At 70.0% G+C, this 21,816-nt stretch carries 16 protein-coding genes; 7 read left to right on the forward strand and 9 right to left on the reverse strand.

The window, feature by feature from the left end; translation table 11 throughout:
- Positions 1-37: 37 nt before the first annotated feature.
- From recD2 to RLT57_RS08770, 4 genes are all read right to left on the reverse strand, one after another.
- Positions 38-2,263, reverse strand: coding sequence for an SF1B family DNA helicase RecD2 (gene recD2 / locus RLT57_RS08755; protein ID WP_311296803.1), 2,226 nt, complete (start codon positions 2,261-2,263; stop codon positions 38-40).
- Between the two features lie 324 nt (positions 2,264-2,587).
- Positions 2,588-3,448 (reverse strand): sugar phosphate isomerase/epimerase family protein, encoded by an 861-nt coding sequence (locus RLT57_RS08760; protein ID WP_311296805.1) that lies wholly within the window; start codon positions 3,446-3,448, stop codon positions 2,588-2,590.
- Positions 3,445-4,596 (reverse strand): dihydrodipicolinate synthase family protein, encoded by a 1,152-nt coding sequence (locus RLT57_RS08765; RefSeq protein ID WP_311296806.1) that lies wholly within the window; start codon positions 4,594-4,596, stop codon positions 3,445-3,447. Before RLT57_RS08765 ends, RLT57_RS08760 begins: the two co-directional genes overlap by 4 nt.
- Positions 4,593-5,744 carry a Gfo/Idh/MocA family protein gene (locus RLT57_RS08770; protein ID WP_311296807.1) on the reverse strand — a complete coding sequence of 384 codons (1,152 nt, stop codon included), beginning with the start codon at positions 5,742-5,744 and terminating at the stop codon, positions 4,593-4,595. The genes RLT57_RS08765 and RLT57_RS08770 overlap by 4 nt, the downstream gene beginning before the upstream one ends.
- 298 nt (positions 5,745-6,042) lie before the next feature.
- Here RLT57_RS08770 and RLT57_RS08775 point away from each other — a divergent pair, with 298 nt between their 5' ends.
- From RLT57_RS08775 to RLT57_RS33290, 5 genes are all read left to right on the forward strand, one after another.
- Positions 6,043-7,131: a LacI family DNA-binding transcriptional regulator gene (locus RLT57_RS08775; protein ID WP_311296808.1), complete on the forward strand. Its 1,089-nt coding sequence runs from the start codon at positions 6,043-6,045 to the stop codon at positions 7,129-7,131.
- A 217-nt stretch (positions 7,132-7,348) separates the two neighbouring features.
- Positions 7,349-8,059 carry a VWA domain-containing protein gene (locus RLT57_RS08780; protein ID WP_311300635.1) on the forward strand — a complete coding sequence of 237 codons (711 nt, stop codon included), beginning with the start codon at positions 7,349-7,351 and terminating at the stop codon, positions 8,057-8,059.
- 43 nt (positions 8,060-8,102) lie between these two features.
- Complete coding sequence (locus tag RLT57_RS08785) at positions 8,103-8,900, forward strand: sugar phosphate isomerase/epimerase family protein (RefSeq protein WP_311296809.1); 798 nt, start codon at positions 8,103-8,105, stop codon at positions 8,898-8,900.
- A gap of 240 nt (positions 8,901-9,140) precedes the next feature.
- Positions 9,141-9,656: a hypothetical protein gene (locus tag RLT57_RS08790; RefSeq protein ID WP_311296810.1), complete on the forward strand. Its 516-nt coding sequence runs from the start codon at positions 9,141-9,143 to the stop codon at positions 9,654-9,656.
- Positions 9,657-9,781: 125 nt separating this feature from the next.
- Positions 9,782-10,540: a glycoside hydrolase family 3 N-terminal domain-containing protein gene (locus tag RLT57_RS33290; protein ID WP_399128302.1), complete on the forward strand. Its 759-nt coding sequence runs from the start codon at positions 9,782-9,784 to the stop codon at positions 10,538-10,540.
- Positions 10,541-11,267: 727 nt separating this feature from the next.
- Here the strand turns inward: RLT57_RS33290 and RLT57_RS08795 are convergent.
- Positions 11,268-15,044, reverse strand: a complete 3,777-nt coding sequence (locus RLT57_RS08795) for an ABC transporter ATP-binding protein (RefSeq protein ID WP_311296811.1) — start codon at positions 15,042-15,044, stop codon at positions 11,268-11,270.
- Between the two features lie 175 nt (positions 15,045-15,219).
- On the reverse strand, positions 15,220-16,176 hold the full coding sequence (speB, locus tag RLT57_RS08800; protein ID WP_311296812.1) for an agmatinase: 957 nt from the start codon (positions 16,174-16,176) through the stop codon (positions 15,220-15,222).
- 199 nt (positions 16,177-16,375) lie between these two features.
- On the opposite strand from speB, the gene RLT57_RS08805 reads away from it, so the two are divergent.
- Entirely contained in the window at positions 16,376-17,194 is an 819-nt protein-coding gene (locus RLT57_RS08805; protein WP_311296813.1) for a phosphatase, read from the forward strand.
- Between the two features lie 27 nt (positions 17,195-17,221).
- On the opposite strand, the gene RLT57_RS08810 is transcribed toward RLT57_RS08805, so the two are convergent.
- The 3 genes from RLT57_RS08810 to RLT57_RS08820 form a co-directional block, all read right to left on the reverse strand.
- Positions 17,222-18,127 carry an acyl-CoA thioesterase gene (locus RLT57_RS08810; protein ID WP_311296814.1) on the reverse strand — a complete coding sequence of 302 codons (906 nt, stop codon included), beginning with the start codon at positions 18,125-18,127 and terminating at the stop codon, positions 17,222-17,224.
- Positions 18,124-19,281, reverse strand: a complete 1,158-nt coding sequence (locus RLT57_RS08815) for an acyl-CoA dehydrogenase family protein (RefSeq protein WP_311296815.1) — start codon at positions 19,279-19,281, stop codon at positions 18,124-18,126. Before RLT57_RS08815 ends, RLT57_RS08810 begins: the two co-directional genes overlap by 4 nt.
- An 81-nt stretch (positions 19,282-19,362) precedes the next feature.
- Positions 19,363-20,013: an SACE_7040 family transcriptional regulator gene (locus RLT57_RS08820; RefSeq protein WP_311296817.1), complete on the reverse strand. Its 651-nt coding sequence runs from the start codon at positions 20,011-20,013 to the stop codon at positions 19,363-19,365.
- A gap of 84 nt (positions 20,014-20,097) precedes the next feature.
- Between RLT57_RS08820 and RLT57_RS08825 the strand changes: the two genes are divergently transcribed.
- Positions 20,098-21,726: a carboxyl transferase domain-containing protein gene (locus tag RLT57_RS08825; RefSeq protein ID WP_311296818.1), complete on the forward strand. Its 1,629-nt coding sequence runs from the start codon at positions 20,098-20,100 to the stop codon at positions 21,724-21,726.
- Positions 21,727-21,816 lie beyond the last annotated feature (90 nt).

Raw genomic sequence — 21,816 nt, forward strand, 5'->3', positions numbered from 1 at the left:
GGGGTCGGCCATCAGGCCAAAAAGTGGCACGGAGTGCCTAGGTTGAGCCCCGGGACAGGCGATGGTCGAGTGCCGTGAAGCGACGTCCGGCCGACACGGTGCGCACCGCCTGGCCGATCGCACGCCGCGACCCGACCAGCACCACCAGCTTCTTCGCCCTGGTCACGGCCGTGTAGAGCAGATTCCGCTGGAGCATCATCCAGGCACCGGTGGTGACGGGGATAACTACGGCCGGATACTCACTGCCCTGCGAGCGGTGGATGGTGACCGCGTACGCGTGGGCCAGCTCGTCCAGCTCGTCAAAGTCGTAATCGATCTCCTCGTCCTCGTCGGTGCGCACGGTCAGCTTCTGCTCGTCCGTGTCCAAAGCGGTGACCACCCCGACCGTGCCGTTGAAGACACCGTTGGCGCCTTTGTCATAGTTGTTTCTGATCTGCGTCACCTTGTCACCCACCCGGAAGGTACGGCCGCCGAACCTCCGCTCCGGCAGGTCCGGGCGGGCCGGGGTGACGGCTTGCTGGAGCAGTCCGTTCAGAACGCCGGCCCCGGCCGGGCCACGGTGCATCGGGGCGAGCACCTGCACGTCCCGGCGCGGGTCGAGGCCGAACTTGGCCGGGATCCGTCGGGCCACCACGTCCACGGTGAGCCGTCCGGCCTCCTCGGAGTCCTCCTCGGGGAAGAGGAAGAAGTCGGGCAGGCCCTTGGTGACCGGCTGCTCGCCCGCGTTGATCCGGTGCGCGTTGGTCACCACGCCGGACTGCTGCGCCTGGCGGAAGATCCGGGTCAGCTGCACCGAGGGCACAGGGCTGGCGGGCGCCAGAAGATCCCGCAGCACCTCGCCCGCGCCGACGCTCGGCAGCTGGTCCACGTCCCCGACGAACAGCAGGTGGGCGCCGGGGGGCACGGCCTTCGCCAGTTTGTTCGCCAGCAGCAGGTCCAGCATCGACGCCTCGTCGACCACCACCAGGTCGGCCTCCAGCGGCCGGTCCCGGTCGTACGCGGCGTCACCGCCCGGCTTAAGCTCCAGCAGACGATGCACGGTGGACGCCTGCGCGCCGGTCAGCTCCGCCAGTCGCTTGGCGGCACGGCCGGTGGGCGCGGCCAGGACCACCTTGGCCTTCTTGGCCAGAGCGAGGGCCACCACCGAACGTACGGTGAAGGACTTGCCACAACCGGGGCCACCGGTGAGAACCGCGACCTTCTGTGTCAGGGCCAGCCGTACCGCCTGCTGCTGTTCCGGAGCGAGGTCGGTGCCGGTTGTCGCGGCGAGCCAGGCCAGTGCCTTGTCCCAGTCCACGTCGTGGAACGCCGGCAGCCGGTCCTCCGGCCCGCGCAGCAGCCGGAGCAGCTGGGCGGCGAGCGATATCTCGGCGCGGTGGAAGGGCACCAGGTAGACCGCTTTGACCGGCTCCTGGTCGCCGTCGGCGGCCGGTACGTCCTCACGGACCACCCCTTCAGCGTCCGCCAGTTCGCCGAGGCAGTCGATCACCAGGCCGATGTCCACTTGGAGCAGCTTCACCGAGTCGGCGATGAGCCGTTCCTGCGGCAGGAAGCAGTTGCCCTGGTCGGTGGCCTGGGAAAGGGCGTACTGGAGGCCGGCCTTGACCCGCTCCGGACTGTCGTGCGGTATCCCGACCGCCTGCGCGATCCGGTCCGCGGTGAGGAAGCCGATGCCCCAGACGTCGGCCGCCAGCCGGTAGGGCTGGTTCTTCACCACCGAGATGGAGGCGTCCCCGTAGGACTTGTAGATCCGCACGGCGATGGATGTGGAGACGCCCACGCCCTGCAGGAAGACCATCACCTCCTTGATAGCTTTCTGTTCCTCCCACGCGGTGGCGATCAGCTTGGTGCGCTTGGGACCGAGCCCGGGCACCTCGATGAGGCGCTTGGGCTCTGACTCGATGACCTCCAGGGTGCCGGTGCCGAAGTGTTCGACGATGCGCTCGGCGATCCTCGGCCCGATGCCCTTGATCAGCCCCGATCCCAGGTAGCGGCGGATGCCCTGGATCGTGGCCGGCAGGACCGTCGTGTAGTTCTCCACCGTGAACTGCTTGCCGTACTGCGGGTGCGAGCCCCAACGGCCGTGCATCCGCAGGGATTCGCCAGGCTGGGCGCCGAGCAGCGCGCCGACCACGGTGAGCAGGTCCGCGGAGCCGCGACCGGTGTCCACCCGCGCGACTGTGTAACCGTTGTCCTCGTTGGCGTAGGTGATGCGCTCCAGGACGCCTTCCAGAACGGAAAGGTGCGTCGTCGTCTCCGCCATGTCCAGCCTCCTCTTGGGCTCGTTGGTGATCTGCTCAGAAGGTACCGCTCGGCACGGACAGCTCGTCGGCCCACCGCCCGGCCCTGTGGACAACCTGGCCCGCGCACGACTCGCCCCAGCGGCCCGCCCGGCGCGGGACACGAAAAAGGGTCCGGCACCGGGCCGGACCCCTTCCGTGTTCCCCCCTCTTACCCCCGAAGCCCCCCTCGGGCGTTTTCTTACCCTCTTGGCTCCCTGAACCCCTCCTGGGAACCGTGATGCCATGTATGACGGCCCACCCCCCGGAAGGGTTGTAGTACGGTCCTCGAGTTTCTCAAGATCTTTTCACCGGACGTGCCGGCGGTACCTCTCGGCGATCTCGGCTAGCACCTCGGCGCCGTCCCGGGCCCACAGCGCGGAGCTGAAGATCTCCACCTCGACGGCGCCCCGGTAGCCGGCCGCGTCGACCTGCTCGCGGAATCTGCGCAGGTCGACACAGCCGTCACCGAGCTGTCCGCGCCCGAGCAGTACCCCCTCGGGCAGCGGGGTCACCCAGTCGGCGACCTGGAAGCACGCGATCCTGCCGCCGACGCCCGCCCGTGCGATCTGGGTCGGCGCCCGGTCGTCCCACCAGAGGTGGTAGGTGTCCACGACGACACCCACCTGGTCCGCGGGAAAGCGTTCCGCGATGTCCAGTGCCTGGCCGAGGGTGGAGATCACGCAGCGGTCCGAGGCGTACATCGGATGCAGCGGCTCGATGGCCAGCCGCACCCCGCGCTCGGAGGCGTACGGTGCCAGGACGGCGATCGCCTCGGCGACGCGTTCGCGGGCGGCGCCGATGTCACGGTCGCCTCCGGGCAGGCCGCCGGAGACCAGTACGAGGGTGCCGGTCCCCAGCGCCGCCGCCTCGTCGATCGCCGCGCGGTTGTCGTCCAGGGCAGCCGCCCGGCTCTTGGGGTCCGACATGGTGAAGAAGCCGCCCCGGCACAGCGACGTGACGTCCAGCCCGCTGTCCCGCATCAGGGCCGCCGCGCGTTCGACGCCGTACTCCTGTACGGGTGCACGCCACAGTCCGACCCGGGTGACGCCCATGGCAACACATCCCGCCGCCAGTTCGGGCAGCGACCACTGCTTGAGGGTCTCCTGGTTGAGGCTCAGCCGTTCCAAGCCGCCCGGTCTCTCCGGGTACGTCGCCTCTTCGCTCATGCATCCACCCCGTGCACGGCGAGCAGGCGGCGCATCCGGTCCTCGGCGAGCGCCGGATCGGGGAAGAGTCCGATGCCGTCGGCGAGTTCGTACGCCTTTGCCAGGTGCGACAGTGAGCGGGCCGACTGCAGCCCTCCCACCATGGTGAAGTGCGACTGGTGCCCGGCCAGCCAGGCCAGCAGGACGACGCCGGTCTTGTAAAAGCGGGTCGGCGTACGGAACAGGTGCCGGGCCAGCTCCACGGTGGGATCGAGCACGCGCCGAAAGGCGACCGGGTCGCCGGTGTCGAGGGCGCTGACCGCCGACGCCGCCAGCTGCGCCAGCGGGTCAAAGATCCCGAGCAGAGCGTGGCTGAATCCCTCCTCGTCGCCTCCGATCAGTTCCGGGTAGTTGAAGTCGTCGCCCGTGTAGCAGCGCACGCCCTCCGGGAGGCGACGGCGCAGGGCGATCTCCCGCTCCGCGTCGAGCAGGGAGATCTTGACACCGTCGACCTTGTCCGGGTGGGCGGCGATCACCTCCAGGAAGGTCTCGGTCGCCGCGTCGAGATCGTCCGAGCCCCAATAGCCCTCCAGTGCGGGATCAAACATGGGACCGAGCCAGTGCAGGATCACTCGATCGGTGGACTGCCGCAGCAGGTGTTCGTACACCTCCAGGTAGTCGTCCGGCCCCTCGGCCACCGCGGACAGAGCGCGGGAGGCCATCAGGACGGCCTGCGAACCCACGGCCTCCACGACCGCCAGTTGCTCTTCGTAGGCGGCGACGACCTCGGTGAGGGTGGCCGGGCCGGTCAGCTGGTCGGTGCTGACGCCGCACGCGATACGCCCGCCGACGGACCGCGCTTCGGCTGAGGACCTGCGGATCAGTTCGGCGGCCACGGCCCAGTCCAGCCCCATGCCGCGCTGCGCGGTGTCCATCGCCTCCGCCACTCCGAGGCCGTGAGCCCACAAATGGCGCCGGAAGGCCAGGGTGGCGTCCCAGTCGACGGCCGCCGGCCCCTCGGCCGAGGTACGCAGCGGGTCCGCGACGACATGTGCGGCGGAGAACACCACGCGGCTGCGCAGCGGCAAGTCCGCGGCGTGGGAGACGGGGTGCGAACGCGGCTCGAAGGGACGCGGGACACCAAACTCGGAGGGCAGCAGAATGCTCACAGGGACAGCTCCGGAATCGCGACACGGCGGCCCTGATCGGAGGACGCCAGGCCGAGTTCGGCGAGCTGCATCCCTCGGGCGCCCGCCAGCAGGTCCCACCGCCACGGCTCGTCCAGCACAACATGCCGCAGGAACAGCTCCCACTGCGCCCTGAAGCCGTTGCTGAACTCGGCGTTGTCGGGGACCGTCTGCCACTGGTCGCGGAAGGACTCGGTGACGGGCAGATCCGGGTTCCACACCGGCTTGGGCGTGACGGACCGGTGCTGCACCCTGCAGTCGCGCAGTCCGGCGACGGCGGAGCCGTGCGTGCCGTCGACCTGGAACTCCAGTAGCTCCTGCCGGTCGACGCGCACCGCCCAGGACGAGTTGATCTGCGCGATCACCCCGCCTTCCAGCTCGAAGACACCGTAGACGGCGTCGTCGGCCGTGGCGTCGTACGGCTTGCCCTGCTCGTCCCAGCGTTGCGGAATGTGCGTGGTGGCCAGGGCCTGTACGGTGCACACCCGGCCGAACAGCTCGTGCAGTACATACTCCCAGTGGGGGAACATGTCAAGGACGATGCCACCGCCGTCCTCCGCCCGGTAGTTCCACGACGGACGCTGCGCGCTCTGCCAGCCGCCTTCGTGGACCCAGTAGCCGAACTCGCCCCGGACCGAGAGGACCCGGCCGAAGAAGCCGCCCTCGACCAGTCGCCTGAGCTTGAGCAGGCCGGGGAGGAACAGCTTGTCCTGCACCACTCCGTGCTTGATCCCCGCCGCCTCGGCGAGCCGGGCGAGTTCGAGGGAGCCGTGCAGTGTGGTGCCGGTGGGCTTCTCACAGTAAACGTGCTTGCCGGCCGCGATGGCCTCCTTCACCGCGGCTTCACGGGCGGCGGTCACCTGGGCGTCGAAGTAGATCTCCACCGAGGGATCGGCGAGTACCGAGTCCAGATCGGTGGTCCAGTGCTCGATGCCGTGCTGCTCGGCGATTGCCCCGAGTGCGTGCGCGCGCCGGCCGACCAGCACGGGCTCCGGGACCAGGACGTCGCCGTCCCCCAGATCGAGCCCACCCTGGTCACGCAGGCTCAGGATCGAGCGGACCAGGTGCTGGCGGTAGCCCATACGTCCGGTGACGCCGTTCATGGCGATCCGCATCGTCCTGCGTGTCATGGCTGCTCTCCTCGGAGCCGAAGGCCGGTCTCTCAGAAAAGATCGATAGCAAGCGCTTTCTAGAGCGTCACGCTAGCCTCAAGGACCTGGCAGGGGCAAGACCGACCCTGCACAGGCACAGGTAGGCGCTGTGTGCTCACGTGGCCCGTCCACCCCCTGTCGGGGCTGTCCAGGACCGCCGCTGCCGCCCGCAGTCCCGGAATGAGAGCATGAGCCGCGCCGAACAGCGGTCTTTCTCCTAAAGGACGACTGCCGTCGGCAGCCACAGCGCCCACCCCACGAGGAGGACCGGACCGAGATGGCAGTGACTCTGGCCGATGTCGCGGCGCGAGCCGGAGTGTCGTCGGCGACCGTCTCCCGAGTCCTCAACGGCAACTACCCGGTGGCCGGCAGTACCAGGGAACGCGTCCAGCGGGCGGTCGAGGAACTGGACTATGTCGTCAACGGCCAGGCGCGTGCCCTCGCGGCGGCCACTTCGGACCTCGTCGGAGTGCTTGTGAACGATGTCGCCGACCCCTTCTTCGGCCTCATCGCCAGCGCGCTCCAAGGTGAGATCGGTGCAGGCGGCGCTCAGCCGGGCGGCGGCAAACTCGCGGTGGTCTGCAACACGAACGGTTCACCCGCGGCCGAGCTGACCTATCTCACCCTGCTCGAACGACAGCGGGCAGCGGGAGTGGTGCTCACCGGCGGCGCCGTGGAGAGCGAGGCCCACACGGCGGCGGTCACCGCACGGCTCACCCGGCTGGCCGCCTCCGGCACGCGAATCGTGCTGTGCGGCCGGCCTCCGCTGGAACCGGCCGACAACTCACTCGGCCTGATGACGATCGCGTTCGACAACCGGGGCGGTGCGCGACGGCTGACCGAGCATCTGCTGTCCCTGGGCCACCGGCGGATCGGGTACGTCGCCGGTCCGGCCGAACGCAGCACGACCCGTCATCGTCTGGAAGGCCACCGCGACGCGATGGCCGCCCGCGAGCTGGGACCGGACACCCCCGAGGGAGAGAACGCCGCCCGGTTGACCGTGCACGGCGGCTACGACCGGGCGTCGGGATACGACGCGACACTGGAACTGCTGCGCAGGGATCAGGCGGTGACGGCGATCGTGGCCGCCAACGACACCGTGGCGCTGGGCGTGTGTGCGGCGCTGCGGGACAGCGGCCTCGGTATTCCGGGTGACGTGTCGGTGGCGGGCTTCGACGATCTGCCGTTCAGCGTGGACGCGTCACCCGCGCTGACCACGGTCCGCATCCCGTTGCAGGAGGCGGGAGCGCGGGCGGGCAGGCTGGTGATGGGGCGCCAGGCTCCACCGCCCGGTGGGGTCGTGACGGTCACCACCGAGCTGATGGTCCGCGGGTCGACGGCGCCACCCGCACCAGAGCGTCGCTGAAGTTATCCACAGGCTGGAAATTGGTTCTTCCGCCCGGGTGTCGAACCGCCCTACCTTTGACTCAGGAAAGGGAAACAAGGAAGGAATCATGACCTTCGGGAAGACTCGCGCGTTCAACCACTATCACACGGGCCCCACCGGGCGCGCCGAAGTGGGGAAAGGACAGGTCGGCCACCGCACGCAGCTCGGAAAAGTCGGAAAATACGAGGGGGAGATCATGTCCATTTCGCTGGACAAGGTGGAACGGACCGCGCCCGGTCTGATCAGCCTCTACAAGCAGGCCGCAGTAAGTCTGGACAAGCACCGGCTGTCCGGAGAAAGAGCCACCGTCTACCTGGTGCTCGACCGATCGGGAAGCATGAGGAAATTCTACCGCGACGGTACCGTCCAGCACCTGGCCGAGCAGACGCTGGGGCTGGCCGCGCACTTCGACGACGACGGCACCGTGCCGCTTGTCTTCTTCTCCGCCGGGGTGGACGGGGTGGCCGAGGTGTCACTCACGGACTACAGCGGCCGAGTCGGCGAGCTCAACGAGGCATACGGCCATATGGGCCGCACCAACTACGCGGCGGCCATGGAAGCTGTCATCGACCACTACCGGCGTTTCGGTTCGAGCGCGCCTGCTTTCGTGGTGTTCCAGACCGACGGAGGGCCGAGCAGCAAAAGGGCGGCCGTCGATGTCCTGTGCAGGGCGTCGCGGCTGCCGGTGTTCTGGCAGCTCATCGGATTCGGCGAGGATGACTTCCGCTTTCTGCGCTGGCTGGACGAACGCCCGGTACCCGCCGAACGGGTGGTGGACAACGCGGGATTCTTCGCGGCGGGCAGCAACCCACGGGCGATACCCGACAGCCCACTCTACGACTTGTTGACGGCGGAGTTCCCCGAATGGCTGGCGGCTGCCAGGGCTCAGAAAATCGTCGCCTGCTGATCCCGGTTGACCCGATGACCACTCGGTGCCTAGTGTCCGGCGAGTGAGATTCGCCTTTTCCACACTCGGGGTCCCCACGCTGCCCGTCGATGAGGTGGTCCGGCTCGCGTCGGAGTACGGCTACCACGGCGTCGAACTGCGCGCGAGCGATGAAGGTCCGGTACACACGGGCCTGACGGCCGGCGAACGCTCCCGGGTGGCTCGGCAGTTCGCAAAGGCGGGGGTGGAGATCCTCACGGTGGCCGCCTACGCCAAGGTGGCCGCCCCGGGAGACGACGATCCGGTGCTGGACGAGATCGGCGCGGCGATGAAGCTTGCCGCCGACCTGGGTGCCCCGTTCGTACGCGTCTTCCCCGGGGGCGGGGATCTGACGGCAGCGGAGGCGGACGGGGTCGCGGCGCGGCGGCTGGCGGCAGCGGCGCCTGTCGCCGGGGACCTCGGAGTACGGGTGCTGCTGGAGACGCACGACTCACACCGCGGCGGCGCCGATGTCGCAAGGGTGCTGGGCCTGGTGGGGCACCATGCGGCCGGGGCGATCTGGGACGTGATGCACACCTGGCTGGCCGAGGAGCAGCCGTCGGCGACCTACCCGGTGCTCGCCCCCTACCTGGGCTACGTACAGGTGAAGGACATCGCTTCCGCCACCGATACGACACCCTTGCCGCTGGGGGCGGGGGTACTCCCGCTGGCGGAGACCATTGAGGTGCTCAGCCGGGCCGAATGGGAGGGCTGGTTGTGCTGGGAGTACGAGAAGCGCTGGTATGACGAGGCGGCTGAGCTGCCGGGCCTGCTGGAGGCCGGTCGGGAGCATCTGGCGCGGCTGCTGGTCGAGTCGGCCTGAACGCGGCGGCAGGTCGTCGCGTCGAGGCGGGCGGTGTGGACACCTGTCTGCCGGTGGAGCTGTTGACCGGCGGGGCCTGCTCGGCCGCGAGGACGGCCGACACGAAGCGGGCCCGGAAGCGGGTTGCCGCCCGAGCGGGGGTCGGGCGCTGATGATCGGCACATGCGTTCAGCGAACCCGGACAGCCGGGCGGAACCAGCCGGAGAGCACGGCCGTCCCATCGGCATGATGAGAGTGGACTTGCGGAAAGTTCTCCTGGCCGTGCTGCTGGCCGCGTCGCTGACCGCACTCGCCGTCGGGTGCGGGGAGCAGTCGCGGGCTGGAGACGTCCCGGACGATCGGCCGGCAGCCAGTACGTCGCCTTCGTCGAGCCCTTCCGGCGGTACGACGATCGCAAGCCGGGTCGTGTACTTCTCGTCGTCGGCGCCGTCGACTTTCGGAGCCCATGCGGTGGTGCACAACCTGGATGAGCTCAGCCGGTACGCCCAGCAGGCGACGGCGGGACACCTCGAGACGGCAGCGGAGATCACAGCCGCCGGGAAGGGTACGGACTTCTCACAGAACGTGCTGGTGGGATGGACGGCGACGACGGGGTGCAGCGCGGCGACCGCGGCGGCGCTGGAGGCATCGGGCGATCGGCTGTCGCTGCGGGTGAGCCAGCCGGAGCCGCCGCCGGAGTGCCTGCGGGCGTTCTGGGTGACGGTGGTGTTCGAGGTGCCCAAGGAGCGGATGCCGCAGCAGCCCGTTTTCGGTTGACGGGAGGCCGGGGGACTGGACAGCTCGAAGAGGCGGTAGACGGCGGGTGACCGTTCGACCGTTGGCATTGGCTGGTGGAGACTTGCCGGCTGACCGTTCGGGTCGGGAATATTCCCGCAGCGTGCGTGCCCTCTCCTGCGTCCGGAAGGGGTTCGTCGTGCACCGCCACCCAGCCCGTCGTACCGTCCTTGCCACCGCCGCGGCCACCTCAGCCGTGTTCGCGAGCGGTATCCCTTCGACTGCCGCACGGAGCGGGGTCCGCCCACGGCCGCCGACCGCCGGCGGCTGCAGGCTGTCATCAGGCGGATGAGCCGGGAGGAGGAGGTCTGCCGGCCGTTCGTGGTGCGGGTGTACGGGAGATCGGCGACCGATCCCGATCCCGCCGACGTGGCCGCCGACCAGCCCGAGATCGAGGTCTCCAGCGCGATGACCTGTTCGCCGACTACCACGTCGGCGGCATCGTCTACTTCGCCTGGGCGCACAACACCCCGTATCCCCGTCAGATCACCGATCCACCCAACGGCATCCAGCGGGCGAGGCTGCGGCACGGCACTCCGATCCCACTGCTGATCTCCATCGACCAGGAGCAGGGCGACCGTCGCGCGGATCGGTGCACCGGCGACGCTCTTTGCCGGCGGGATGGCGCTGGGCGCGGACGGCAACACCCGGGACGCCGTACGGCGTCCCGGGTCGTCGGCACCGGACGCGCCGCGAAGGGTGCCAACCAGAACTACTCCCCCGTCTGCGGCGTCAACGTCATTTCGGCCGACCCGGTCATCGGCGTACGGTCGTTCGGCGCCGGTCCGGAGGCCGTCGCCGCTCTTGCAGCAGCTCAGGTGGTGGGCTGCCGGATGTCGCCTTCCGGGTGGTTTTGGACTCGGTGAAGTCGGGTGAGCTGACTGAGGCACGGATCGACGTCTCGCTGACCCGGGTCCTCGGGCTGAAACTCCGCGGGGCCCTGTTCCGCGATCCGTTCGTCGCCCGTGCAGGGGTGCAGCAAGCGGTAGGCGCCCGTTCGCACCTCGCGACAGCCGACCTGATCAGCGAGCGCGGCTTCACTCTGCTCACCAACAGCGGGTGCTGCCCCTCCCCTGCCGAGCGCACCGGCAGGTACGGCGGTCGGTGCCGATCCGGTCGCGCCGACGGGCACCGGCAGCCCACCGACCGCCGTCCTGGAGCGGGCGCGCACCGAACTCGGCTGCCCGACGCGGGCGCTGTCCTCCGGTAGCGAGTCGAGCCAAGCCGGGCCGGGATCGACCGGGCGGTGGCCGCGGCCCGGGGCAAGGGCGCGGTGGTGGTCACCACCTGTGAGTCAACGGCGGGGCGCCTGAGCGGATCGCCCTGGTCGAGGCATCGACTGCCACCCGGACTCCTGTGGTCCGGCCGGCGATCCGCGATCCGTACTACGTCGCCTGGCTGCCGACAGTGGCGGCGGCGCCGGCTGCTTGAGGCTGGACCGATGTGTCGCTGCGCGCCGCCGCCCGGTCATCGCGGGCAAGTCGTCCCGGGCTGGCCGGCGGCCCGTTGCGGTCCCCCGCGCGGACGCCCCGGCCGCCGTGCTGTTTCCGACCGGCCACGGCCTGCGCTGCTGACCTCCGGCGGCCGGTCCGGTCAGGCTGCGGCCCGCAACTCGCCGGTGAAAGTCCGCCATAGCTCGGCGTAGCGGCCGTCGCGGGCCAGCAGTGCCTCGTGCGTGCCGTCCTCGATCACCCGTCCGTGGTCGAGGACCACCACACGGTCCGCGCGGGCGGCGGTGCTGAGCCGGTGGGCGACCACCAGGGTCGTACGCCGTATGGTGAGCCGGTCGGCGGCCTGGTTGACCAGCCCTTCGCTTGCCAGGTCGAGGGCGGCCGTGGCCTCGTCCAGCAGCAGGACGGCCGGATCGACCAGCTCGGCCCTTGCCAGGGCGATCAGCTGCCGTTGCCCGGCGGACAGGTTGCGGCCCCGCTCGGCGACTTCGTGCAGATAGCCGCCCTCCAGGGTGGCGATCATCGCGTCGGCGCCCACCGCGCGGGCCGCGGCCTCCACCTCGGCGTCGGTGGCGTCCATCCGCCCGTAGGCGATGGCGTCGCGTACGGTGCCCGCGAAGAGGAAGGGCTCCTGCGGGACGACTCCGAGTTGTCCGCGGTAGGCGGTGAGGTCGAGGTCGCGGATGTCGGCGCCGTCCACCAGGACCGCGCCGCCTGTCGGGTCGTAGAACCGCGCCACCATCTTGACCAGGGTGGACTTGCCCGCGCCGGTCTCGCCGACGAAGGCCACGGTCTGGCCGGCGGGGATCCGCAGAGAGACGCCGGCCAGTGCCTCGGCGCCTTCCGCGTCGGCGCCTCCGTAGCGGAAGTGCACATCGCGGAAGGCGATCTCGCCGCGCAGCCGGGCTACCGACCGCGGTTCGGCGGCGGCTGGCACGGTGGTGCGCTCACGCAGCAACTCACCGATCCGGCTCAGTGAGACGGTTGCCTGCTGGTAGCCGTCGAAGACCTGGGAGAGCTGCTGCACCGGTGAGAAGAAGAGGTCGATGTAAAGCAGGTACGCGACCAGGGCGCCCGCGGTCAAAGTGCCGTCGGTGACCCGGTGCGCGCCGACGGCCAGCACCAGCGCCGCCGCGACGCTGGACAGGAACTGGACGAAGGGGAAGTAGACGGACAGCAGGAACTGACCGTGGACCCTGGCCTTGCGGTACTCGTCGCTGCGCCGCAGGAAGCGGGCCGACCCGCGCCGTTCGCCGTGGAACGCCTGTACGACACGGAGACCGGCGACGTGTTCCTGCAAATCGGCGTTGATGACGGAGACGCGTTCACGGGCCAGTTCGTACGCCTTCTTGGACTTGCGGCGGAAGATCCAGGTGCAGACCACCAGTAGCGGCAGGGTGGCGAAGACCATCAGCGCCAGCTCCACGTCGAGGGCGAGCAACGCGACGAGGATGCCGAGAAAGGTGAGCACGCTGACGAGTGCGGTGACGAGGCCGGTCTGCAGGAACGTGGACAACGCGTCGACGTCCGTGGTCATCCGGGTCATGATCCGGCCGGTCAGCTCGCGTTCGTAGAAGTCGAGCCCGAGGCGGTGCAGGTGGGCGAAGATCTTCACCCGCAGGGTGTACAGGACACGTTCGCCGGTGCGGCCGGTCAGCAGCGTCGAGCCCCACTCGGCGAACCACTGGGTGATCACCAGCGCCAGGCCGAGCAGCGATGCGCCCCATACCGCACCCAGCTCCGCCTGCCGAACGCCGGCGTCGATGCCGTGCCGGATCAGGATCGGCAGCACCAGTCCGGCGACCGCGTCGACCGCGACCAGCAGCAGGCTCAGCAGCAGCGGGGTGCGGAATCCGCTCAGCAGGCCGCGCAGGCCGAAGGCGGGGTCGGCGGCCCTGGCCTGTTCCTCGTCGACGTCGGGAGTGTCGAGCGCGGGCGGCAGCGAGGCCACATCGGCGAGCAGTTCGGGGGTGGCGGGCATACCGGACACGGCGCCCGCTATAACCCCGCGAGCCGCGGGACGCACGACAGGTGACGGCGCGATGCCCGGCGTACCGGAACCGTCCGCGTCGACCCCGCGCCGGTCGGCCGGCCACAGCTCGGGGGTGATCCCGGGGACGTCCGCTTCCTCCGGATCGGCTGCGGCGGCCAGGGCCACCGGGTCCGCTTCCGCGATGTCCGCGCCGAGGGCGTCGGGGTCGGTGAGCAGCGCGCGGTAGAGGGCGCTGCGGCCCTCCAGTTCCTCATGGGTGCCCACGTCGGCGAGCCGTCCGGCGTCCAGGACGGCGATCCGGTCGGCGAGTGCGAGCGTGGACCGGCGATGGGCGATCAGCAGGGTCGTACGGCCGCGCGTCACCTCACGCAGCGCGTCGAAGATCTCGGCTTCCACCCGGGCGTCGATCGCGGAGGTGGCGTCGTCGAGCAGCAGCAGTCGCGGGTCGGTGAGAATCGCGCGGGCCAGAGCGACCCGCTGCCGCTGGCCGCCGGAAAGAGTGAGTCCCTTCTCGCCGACCACGGTGTCGTACCCGTCCGGCAGCGCGCTGATGAATTCGTGGGCCTGAGCGGCCCGGGTGGCGGCGACGACCTCCTCGTCGGAGGCTTCGGGGTGGCCGTAGGCGATGTTGGCGCGGACGGTGTCGGAGAACAGGAAACTCTCCTCGGGCACCAGACCGATCACCGATCGCAGCGACGCGAAGGTCAGCTCCCGGACGTCGGTGCCGCCGATCCGCACCGAGCCGCCGGTCACGTCGTAGAAGCGGGGCAGCAGCAGGGAGACGGTGGACTTGCCGGAGCCCGAGGAACCGACGACGGCGATGGTTTCGCCCGGCGCGACGTGCAGGTCGAAGCCGTCGAGGACGGGCCGTTCCTCGGTGTACCCGAAGGTCACCTGGTCGAAGTCGATGGTGGTGGGCACGTCGGCCGGAAGCGTGCCCGTGCCCTCTTCGAGAGTAGGTTCGGTGTCGATGAGTTCGAAAACGCGTTCGACACCAGCTCGGGCCTGCTGACCGACCGTCAGCATCGTGGTGAGCATCCGGACCGGACCGGTGAGCTGCGCGAGGTACGTGGAGAAGGCGACGAAGGTGCCCAGGGTGATCTGGCCCCGGGTGGCCATCCAGCCACCGAGCGCCAGCATGCCGATCTGGCCGAGGGAGGGCACTGCCTGGAGTGCCGGGGTGTAGCGGGCGCTGAGCCGGACGGTACGCAGCCGACCGGCGAACAGCCGGCGGCTGACCGTCTCCAGTTTGCCCATTTCCTGCTGCTCCTGTCCGAAGCCCTTGACCACGCGGACGCCGGTGACGGATCCGTCGACGATGCCCGCGACGGCGGCGGCCTGCCCTTGGGCGTACCAGGTGGCGGGGAACAGGCGGCGCCGGGACCGGTTGGCGATGAACCACAGGGCCGGGGCGACGGCCAGCGCGACCAGGGTGAGCAGCGGGGAGAGGGCCAGCATCACGACGAGTGAGAGCAGGAAGAGCAGCAGGTTGCCGATAGTCACCGGCAGCATGAAGAGCAGGCCCTGGACGAGTTGGAGGTCGCTGGTAGCCCGGCCGACGACTTGGCCGGTGCTCAGCTCGTCCTGCCGGCGGCCGTCGAGCCGCATGATGGAGCGGAACATGTCGTTGCGCAGGTCGTGCTGGACGTCGAGCGCGAGCCGGCCACCGTAGTAGCGGCGAACGTATGCCAGCACGTAGACCACGAGCGCGGCGGCGATCAGGGCCAGCGACCAGGGCAGCAGCGGCTTGTCCTGCTTGACGATCACGTCGTCGATGATCAGCTTGGGAACCAGCGGAACCAGGGCGGTGACGGCCATGCCGGCCAGTGAGGCGCCGAACGCGAGCAGCACTCCGCGTTTGTACTGCCAGCCGTACGCCGTCAGCCGCCGGAGCCAGCCCTGCCGCGGATCGTCCTTCGCCCTCATCGCGCGGTCCTCCCCACCGGTCATCGGGCGGCCGTGGTCGGCCGCCCGTGTCACCGCTCATCCGTTTCCGCCCGAGGCTGCAACGCGCCAGGCTGCGCGTTTCATCCTCCCGCAACAATTGAAACGATGGAGGTCGTACAGGAGTGCGACCGTGGGTGTAGCTCGTTCGGGTGATTCAGCGAGGGGCGGCGATCTGCCGGGACATGATCGTCGTGAGTTCGTAGGCGGTGTGGGAGGCGGCGACCGAGGTGATCTCGGCGTGGTCGTATGCAGGGGCCACTTCGACGACGTCCGCCGAGACGAGTCGGCAGTCGGACAGGCCGCGCAGGATTTCCAGCAGCTCGCGGGAGGTCAGACCGCCGGCCTCGGGGGTTCCGGTCCCGGGCGCGTGGGCGGGGTCGAGCACGTCGATGTCGACGGACACGTACAGCGGCCGCCCGCCGATCCGCTCGCGGAGCTGCTGGGCGACCTCGTCCACGCCGCGGCGCATCACGTCCGCGGAGGTGACGATGCCGAATCCCATCCGCTCGTCGTCGTCGAGGTCCTTCTTGCCGTAGAGCGGCCCGCGGATGCCGACGTGGCTGAGTGCGGAGGTGTCGAGGATGCCCTCCTCGAAGGCCCGGCGGAAGGGCGTGCCGTGCGTGTAGGCGGCACCGAAGTAGGTGTCCCAGGTGTCCAGGTGGGCGTCGAAGTGCAGCAGGGCCACCGGGCCGTGCCGACGGGCGACCGCGCGCAGGAGCGGGAGGGCGATGGTGTGGTCCCCGCCGAGGGTCATCAGGCGGGCGCCGGTGCCGAGCAGGTCGTCGGCGGCGGCTTCGATGGTCTCGACGGCTTCGTCGATGTCGAAGGGGTTGGCGGCGATGTCCCCGGCGTCCGCGACCTGGGCGAGGGCGAAGGGGGAGGCGTCCTGGGCCGGGTTGTAGGGGCGCAGCAGCCGGGACGCCTCGCGGACGGCGTTGCCGCCGAAGCGCGCGCCGGGCCGGTAGGACACCCCCGCGTCGAAGGGCACACCGACCACCGCGACGTCCGCGACACCGACCTCGTCCAGCCGCGGCAGCCGGGCGAAGGTGGCGGGGCCCGCGTAGCGCGGGACGCGGGAGGAGTCGACGGGGCCGCGCGGCGGGCTGCTCATGGTGGCTGCCTTCCTGGTGGGGTGGGTCCGCGGGCGACCTTACGTGGCCGCCGGGCGCTCCCGGAATGTACGTTCACTCCAATTCGGGACGGCGAACACGCCTCGGCGTCGAGCCGTGACCACCCGTGCCGGCGAAGCCCCGGCCCACTTGTCCACAGGGCGTCGTACAGCCACGCCCTCGACGCGGGACAATGTCCGCATGCCCATGGATCCCGCGCCCGTCGCACCCAGCCGTCAGGACCTCGCCGACCACCTCGTCCGCACCCGGATAGCCGGGGACGTGGCGACCAGCCGCGAGAATAATCTGGACCACTACCGCGCGCTCGCCGAGGGCAACCGGTACTACTGGTTGGGGTTGGACCTCGGCGACCGTTGGACCGATCCGGCCGCGGTACTGGAACTGATGGCCGAGCGCTGCGGCGTCGTGGACGACCCGGAACACCGGCACGGACAGGACACCATAGACGCCGAGCTGACGATCGACGCCCTGGACCGGATGGCCGCGGTGCTGCACAAAGCGGCACGGAACGGCTCCCGGGTCCTGGTGGCCACCGGTCATCCGGCAGGGCTCTTCGCCGTGCACCACGAGTTGGCGGCGTCACTGCGGGACGCGGGATGCTCGCTGGTGGCGCCGGCCGAGAATCTGTACGCGGACGGCGGTGAGATACGTCACGTCGCGGGCGTGTTCATGCTGCACCGGGGCGGCGGCCTGGTGCACACGCATTCCCCCGACCCGATGACGGAGATCCTGGACGCCCTGGAACGGGACGGGGAGCCGCTGCCGGATCTGGTGATAGCCGACCACGGCTGGGCGGGTTGCGCGGGCGCGCGCGGCCTGGAGACGGTGGGCTTCGCGGACTGCAACGACCCGGCACTGTTCGTCGGCGAGGCCGAGGGCAGCCTCCTGGTGAGTGTGCCGCTGGACGACAATGTGGCGCCGCACTACTACGCGCCGATGACCGCGTATCTGCTGGACGCGGCGGGACTGACGGCGAGCACGGACACCGAGGACGCCTGATACCGCGGAAGCACCCCACCTGCCGGGTCAACCGCGCGGTACACGGACCAGGCCCTCCTGGATCACGGAGACCGCGAGCCTTCCGTCCTGGGTGTAGATGCGGGCGGTGCCGAGGCCGCGCCCACCCGAGGCGGACGGGCTCTGCTGGTCGTAGAGCAGCCACTCGTCGGCGCGAAAGGGCCGGTGGAACCACATGGCGTGGTCCAGGCTGGCGCCCACCACGTCACCGACCGCCCAGCCGCCGCGGCCGTGGGCGAGCAGGACGGAGTCGAGCAGGGTCATGTCCGACACATAGGTGGCCAGGCAGACGTGCAGCAGCGGGTCCTCGGCAAGCTTGCCCCGGGTGCGGAACCACACCTGCGAGCGGGGCTCGCGGGCGACCCCGGCGGTGAGGAACGGCGGGTACTCCACATACCGGAGGTCGACGGCCGCACGGGCTTCGAGCAGCCGGTCCACGACGGTGGGGTCGGGAAACTTGTCGGCGTGCGCAGGGAGCAGTTCCTCGGCCGTCGGCAGCGTCTCGGGGTCGGGCGCGTACGGCATGGGCTCCTGGTGCTCCAGACCCTCCTCGTAGGTCTGGAAGGACGCCGAGAGGTGGAAGATCGGTTGGCCGTGCTGGATGGCCACGACCCGCCGGGTGGTGAAGGAGCGGCCGTCGCGGATGCGGTCCACCTGGTAGACGATCGGCGCGCCGGGGTCACCGGGTCTCAGGAAGTACGCGTGCAGGGAATGGGCGCCACGGTCCTCGGGTGCGGTGCGGCCTGCGGCGACCAGGGCCTGCGCGGCGACCTGGCCGCCGAAGACCCGGGGTACGACGGCGAGCCGGCTGACGCCGCGGAAGATGTCCTGCTCGATCCGCTCCAGGTCGAGCAGATCGAGTAGGGACTCCAGCGGCGGCAGGCCCTCGGCGGCGGGCCGGTCGGAGGGGCTCACAGGCCCATCGACTTGGCGATGATCGACTTCATGACCTCGCTGGTGCCGCCGTATATCCGGTTGACGCGGTTGTCGGCGTAGAGGCGGGCGATCGGGTACTCGTTCATGTAGCCGTAGCCGCCGTGCAACTGGAGGCAGCGGTCGATGACGCGGCCGGCGACCTCGGTGCAGAAGAGCTTGGCGGAGGCGGCGTCGGCGGCGGACAGTTCGCGCTTGTCGTGGGCTTCCAGGGCACGGTCGACCACCGCTTCGGCGGCGTCCACCTCCGCCTTGCAGGCGGCAAGTTCGAACTTGGTGTTCTGGAAGGCCGCGACGGTCTGGCCGAAGACGGTGCGCTCCTGGACGTACTTCTGCGCGAAGCGGATCGCGGCGGCGGCCTGCGCGTAGGCGCCGATCGCGATGCCGAGGCGTTCCTGGGGAAGATTTTGGCCAAGGTAGGAGAAACCCTTGCCCTCCTCGCCGAGCAGGTCCTCGACCGGCACCCGCACGTCGGAGAAGGACAGCTCGGCGGTGTCGGAGGTCTTCAGACCGATCTTGTCGAGCTTGCGGCCGACGGCGTAGCCCTCGGACGTGGTGTCGACGACGAACAGCGAGATGCCGGCCCGGCGGTCCTCGGGGCTGGGCGGGGCGGTGCGGGCGCAGACGATGACGCGGTCGGCGTGGACACCGCCGGTGATGAAGGTCTTGGAGCCGTTGAGCAGGTAGTGGCCGCCGTCGGCGGAGAGCTTGGCGGTGGTCTTCATACCGGCCAGGTCGGAGCCGGTACCGGGCTCGGTCATGGCGATGGCGAACATGACCTCGCCGCCGGCGAAGCCGGGCAGCCAGCGCTTCTTCTGCTCCTCGGTGGCGTACGCCAACACATAGGGCAGGCACAGGCTGACATGGACGCTGCTGCCACCGAAGCTGACGCCGGCGCGGGCGCACTCCTCGCTGATGACGGCCTGGAACTTGAAGCTCCGCTCGCCGGCGCCGCCGTACTCCTCGGGGACCTCGATACCGAAGACGCCCAGTTCGCCGAGCTTGTAGTAGAAGTCACGGGGCACCTGGCCCGCCGCCAGCCATTCGTCGTAGACCGGCACGACCTCGGCCTCGATGAAGGCCCGTATCGTCTCGCGGAACGCTTCGTGGTCCTCGTTGTACACCGTACGGCGCATGGGCGCGCCTCCCATCGGCCAGCGGACTCGACCGGTCCCGGCGGGGCGGCCGATCATCGGACAAGGATAATAAGCAAGCGCTCAGAAAGTTACCGGCCGGTCCTTACCGCTGTCCAGGGCGGTCCCGTCCGGCGCGGGGTCGTTGCCGCCGTCGAGGGCTTCCAGAGCACTCAGCGCCAGGCGGTGCAGCAGCGCGGCCATGGCGGAACGGTCCGGGAGTCCAAACTGGCCGCCGAGGTGCGGGGTGGAGTTGAGCAGGCCGAACACGGCGTGTACGGCCGCACGCACCTCGAGCCGGGTGGCGCCGGGGTGGACCCGGTGCACGACACCGACCCATTCCTCCACGTACTGCCGCTGGAGCTGGCGGACGAGCTTGCGGTCGGAGTCGCGCAGCCGGTCGAGCTCGCGATCGTGCAGGGTGATCAGCGGGCGGTCGTCGATGGCGAAGTCGATGTGACCGCGGATCAGCGCGTCCAGCGCCTGCCCCGGGTCGTCGGTCTCGGCCACCCGCATCCGGCCGGCGGTCAGCAGCCGGTCGCTGATGCCGACCAGCAGCTCGGCGAGCATGGCGTCCTTCCCCGCGAAATGGCGATACAGGCCGGGCCCGCTGATGCCCACCGCCGCGCCTATCTCGTCCACGCCGACCCCGTGGAAACCGCGCTCGGCGAAGAGCCGCGCGGCCTCCCGGAGGATCTGCTCGCGCCGGTTTTCCACAACCTTCGTCGGGTTCATGGATTCAGTCTAGACAGTCGCGTTAGCGAGCGTTAACGTAGACCCATCACGTTAACGCTCGCTAACATTTCGGGGGGCCGAACCATGACAGCACCCGCCCTGTCCAGCGCCGCCGATCCGGCGTCGGAGGCGTACCGGGCCAACACCGACGCACACACGGCGCTCAGCGCCACACTCCGCGGCAAACTGGCCGCCGCGCGTCTTGGCGGAGGCGAGAAGGCGCGTGCGCGGCACACCGCACGCGGCAAGCTCCTGCCACGCGACCGGGTGGACGGGCTGCTCGACCCGGGTTCGCCCTTTCTGGAGCTGGCTCCGCTGGCCGCGGAGGGAATGTACGACGGGCAGGCGCCGGCCGCGGGGGTGATCGCCGGCATCGGGCGGGTGTCGGGGCGTGAGGTCGTCGTGGTCGCCAACGACGCGACCGTCAAAGGCGGCACCTATTACCCCATGACGGTGAAGAAGCACCTGCGCGCGCAGGAGGTGGCCCTCGACAACCGGCTGCCGTGCGTCTACCTGGTGGATTCCGGTGGCGCGTTCCTGCCTCGCCAGGACGAGGTCTTCCCCGACCGCGACCACTTCGGCCGGATCTTCTACAACCAGGCCACCATGTCCGCCCGGGGAATCCCGCAGATCGCCGCGGTGATGGGCTCCTGCACGGCGGGCGGCGCCTACGTGCCGGCGATGAGCGACGAGGCGGTGATCGTACGCAACCAGGGCACGATCTTCCTGGGCGGTCCTCCGCTGGTGAAGGCAGCCACCGGTGAGGTGGTGACCGCCGAGGAGCTGGGCGGCGGAGATGTGCACGCGCGCACCTCGGGTGTCACCGACCATCTGGCGGAGGACGACACGCACGCGCTGAGCATCGTCCGCGACATCGTGGCCACGCTCCCGGCCCGGGGCGCGCCGCCGTGGACGGTACGGTCGGCGGAGCCGCCCGCCGTGGACCCCGCGGGTCTGTACGGGGCGGTGCCGGTGGACCCGCGGACGCCTTACGACGTGCGGGAGGTGGTGGCACGGCTGGTGGACGGCAGCCGGTTCGCGGAGTTCAAGGCGGAGTACGGGACCACGCTGGTCACCGGGTTCGCCCATGTACAGGGTCATCCGGTGGGCATCGTGGCGAACAACGGCATCCTGTTCGCAGAATCCGCCCTCAAGGGAGCACACTTCATCGAGCTGTGCGACCAGCGCGGCATTCCGCTGCTCTTCCTGCAGAACGTCTCCGGGTTCATGGTGGGCCGCCAGTACGAGGCGGGCGGCATCGCCAAGCACGGCGCGAAGATGGTGACCGCGGTCGCCTGCGCCCGGGTGCCGAAGCTGACCGTGGTGATCGGCGGCTCCTACGGCGCGGGGAACTACTCGATGTGCGGCCGGGCCTACAGTCCCCGGTTCCTGTGGATGTGGCCCAACGCCAAGATCTCGGTGATGGGCGGGGAGCAGGCCGCGTCGGTGCTGGCCACCGTGAAACGGGACCAGTTGGCGGCGGCCGGGACGAAGTGGAGCGAGCAGGCGGAGGAGGAGTTCAAGGCCCCGGTCCGCGAGCAGTACGAGACGCAGGGCAACGCCTACTACGCCACGGCCCGGCTCTGGGACGACGGGGTGATCGACCCGATGGAGACCCGCACCGTGCTGGGCCTGGCCCTGACCGCCTGTGCCAACGCCCCGCTGCCCACCACTGATCCGACCGCGCCAGGCTACGGCGTCTTCCGGATGTGAGCGCCATGACGAACTCCGCAACACCCGCCATGAACAACCCGCCCACGGCAAGTAAGACGCCCGCTTCCGGCCACTCCGCAGGCCGGGCGG

Source organism: Streptomyces sp. ITFR-21, from assembly GCF_031844685.1.
Taxonomy (GTDB): Bacteria; Actinomycetota; Actinomycetes; order Streptomycetales; family Streptomycetaceae; genus Actinacidiphila.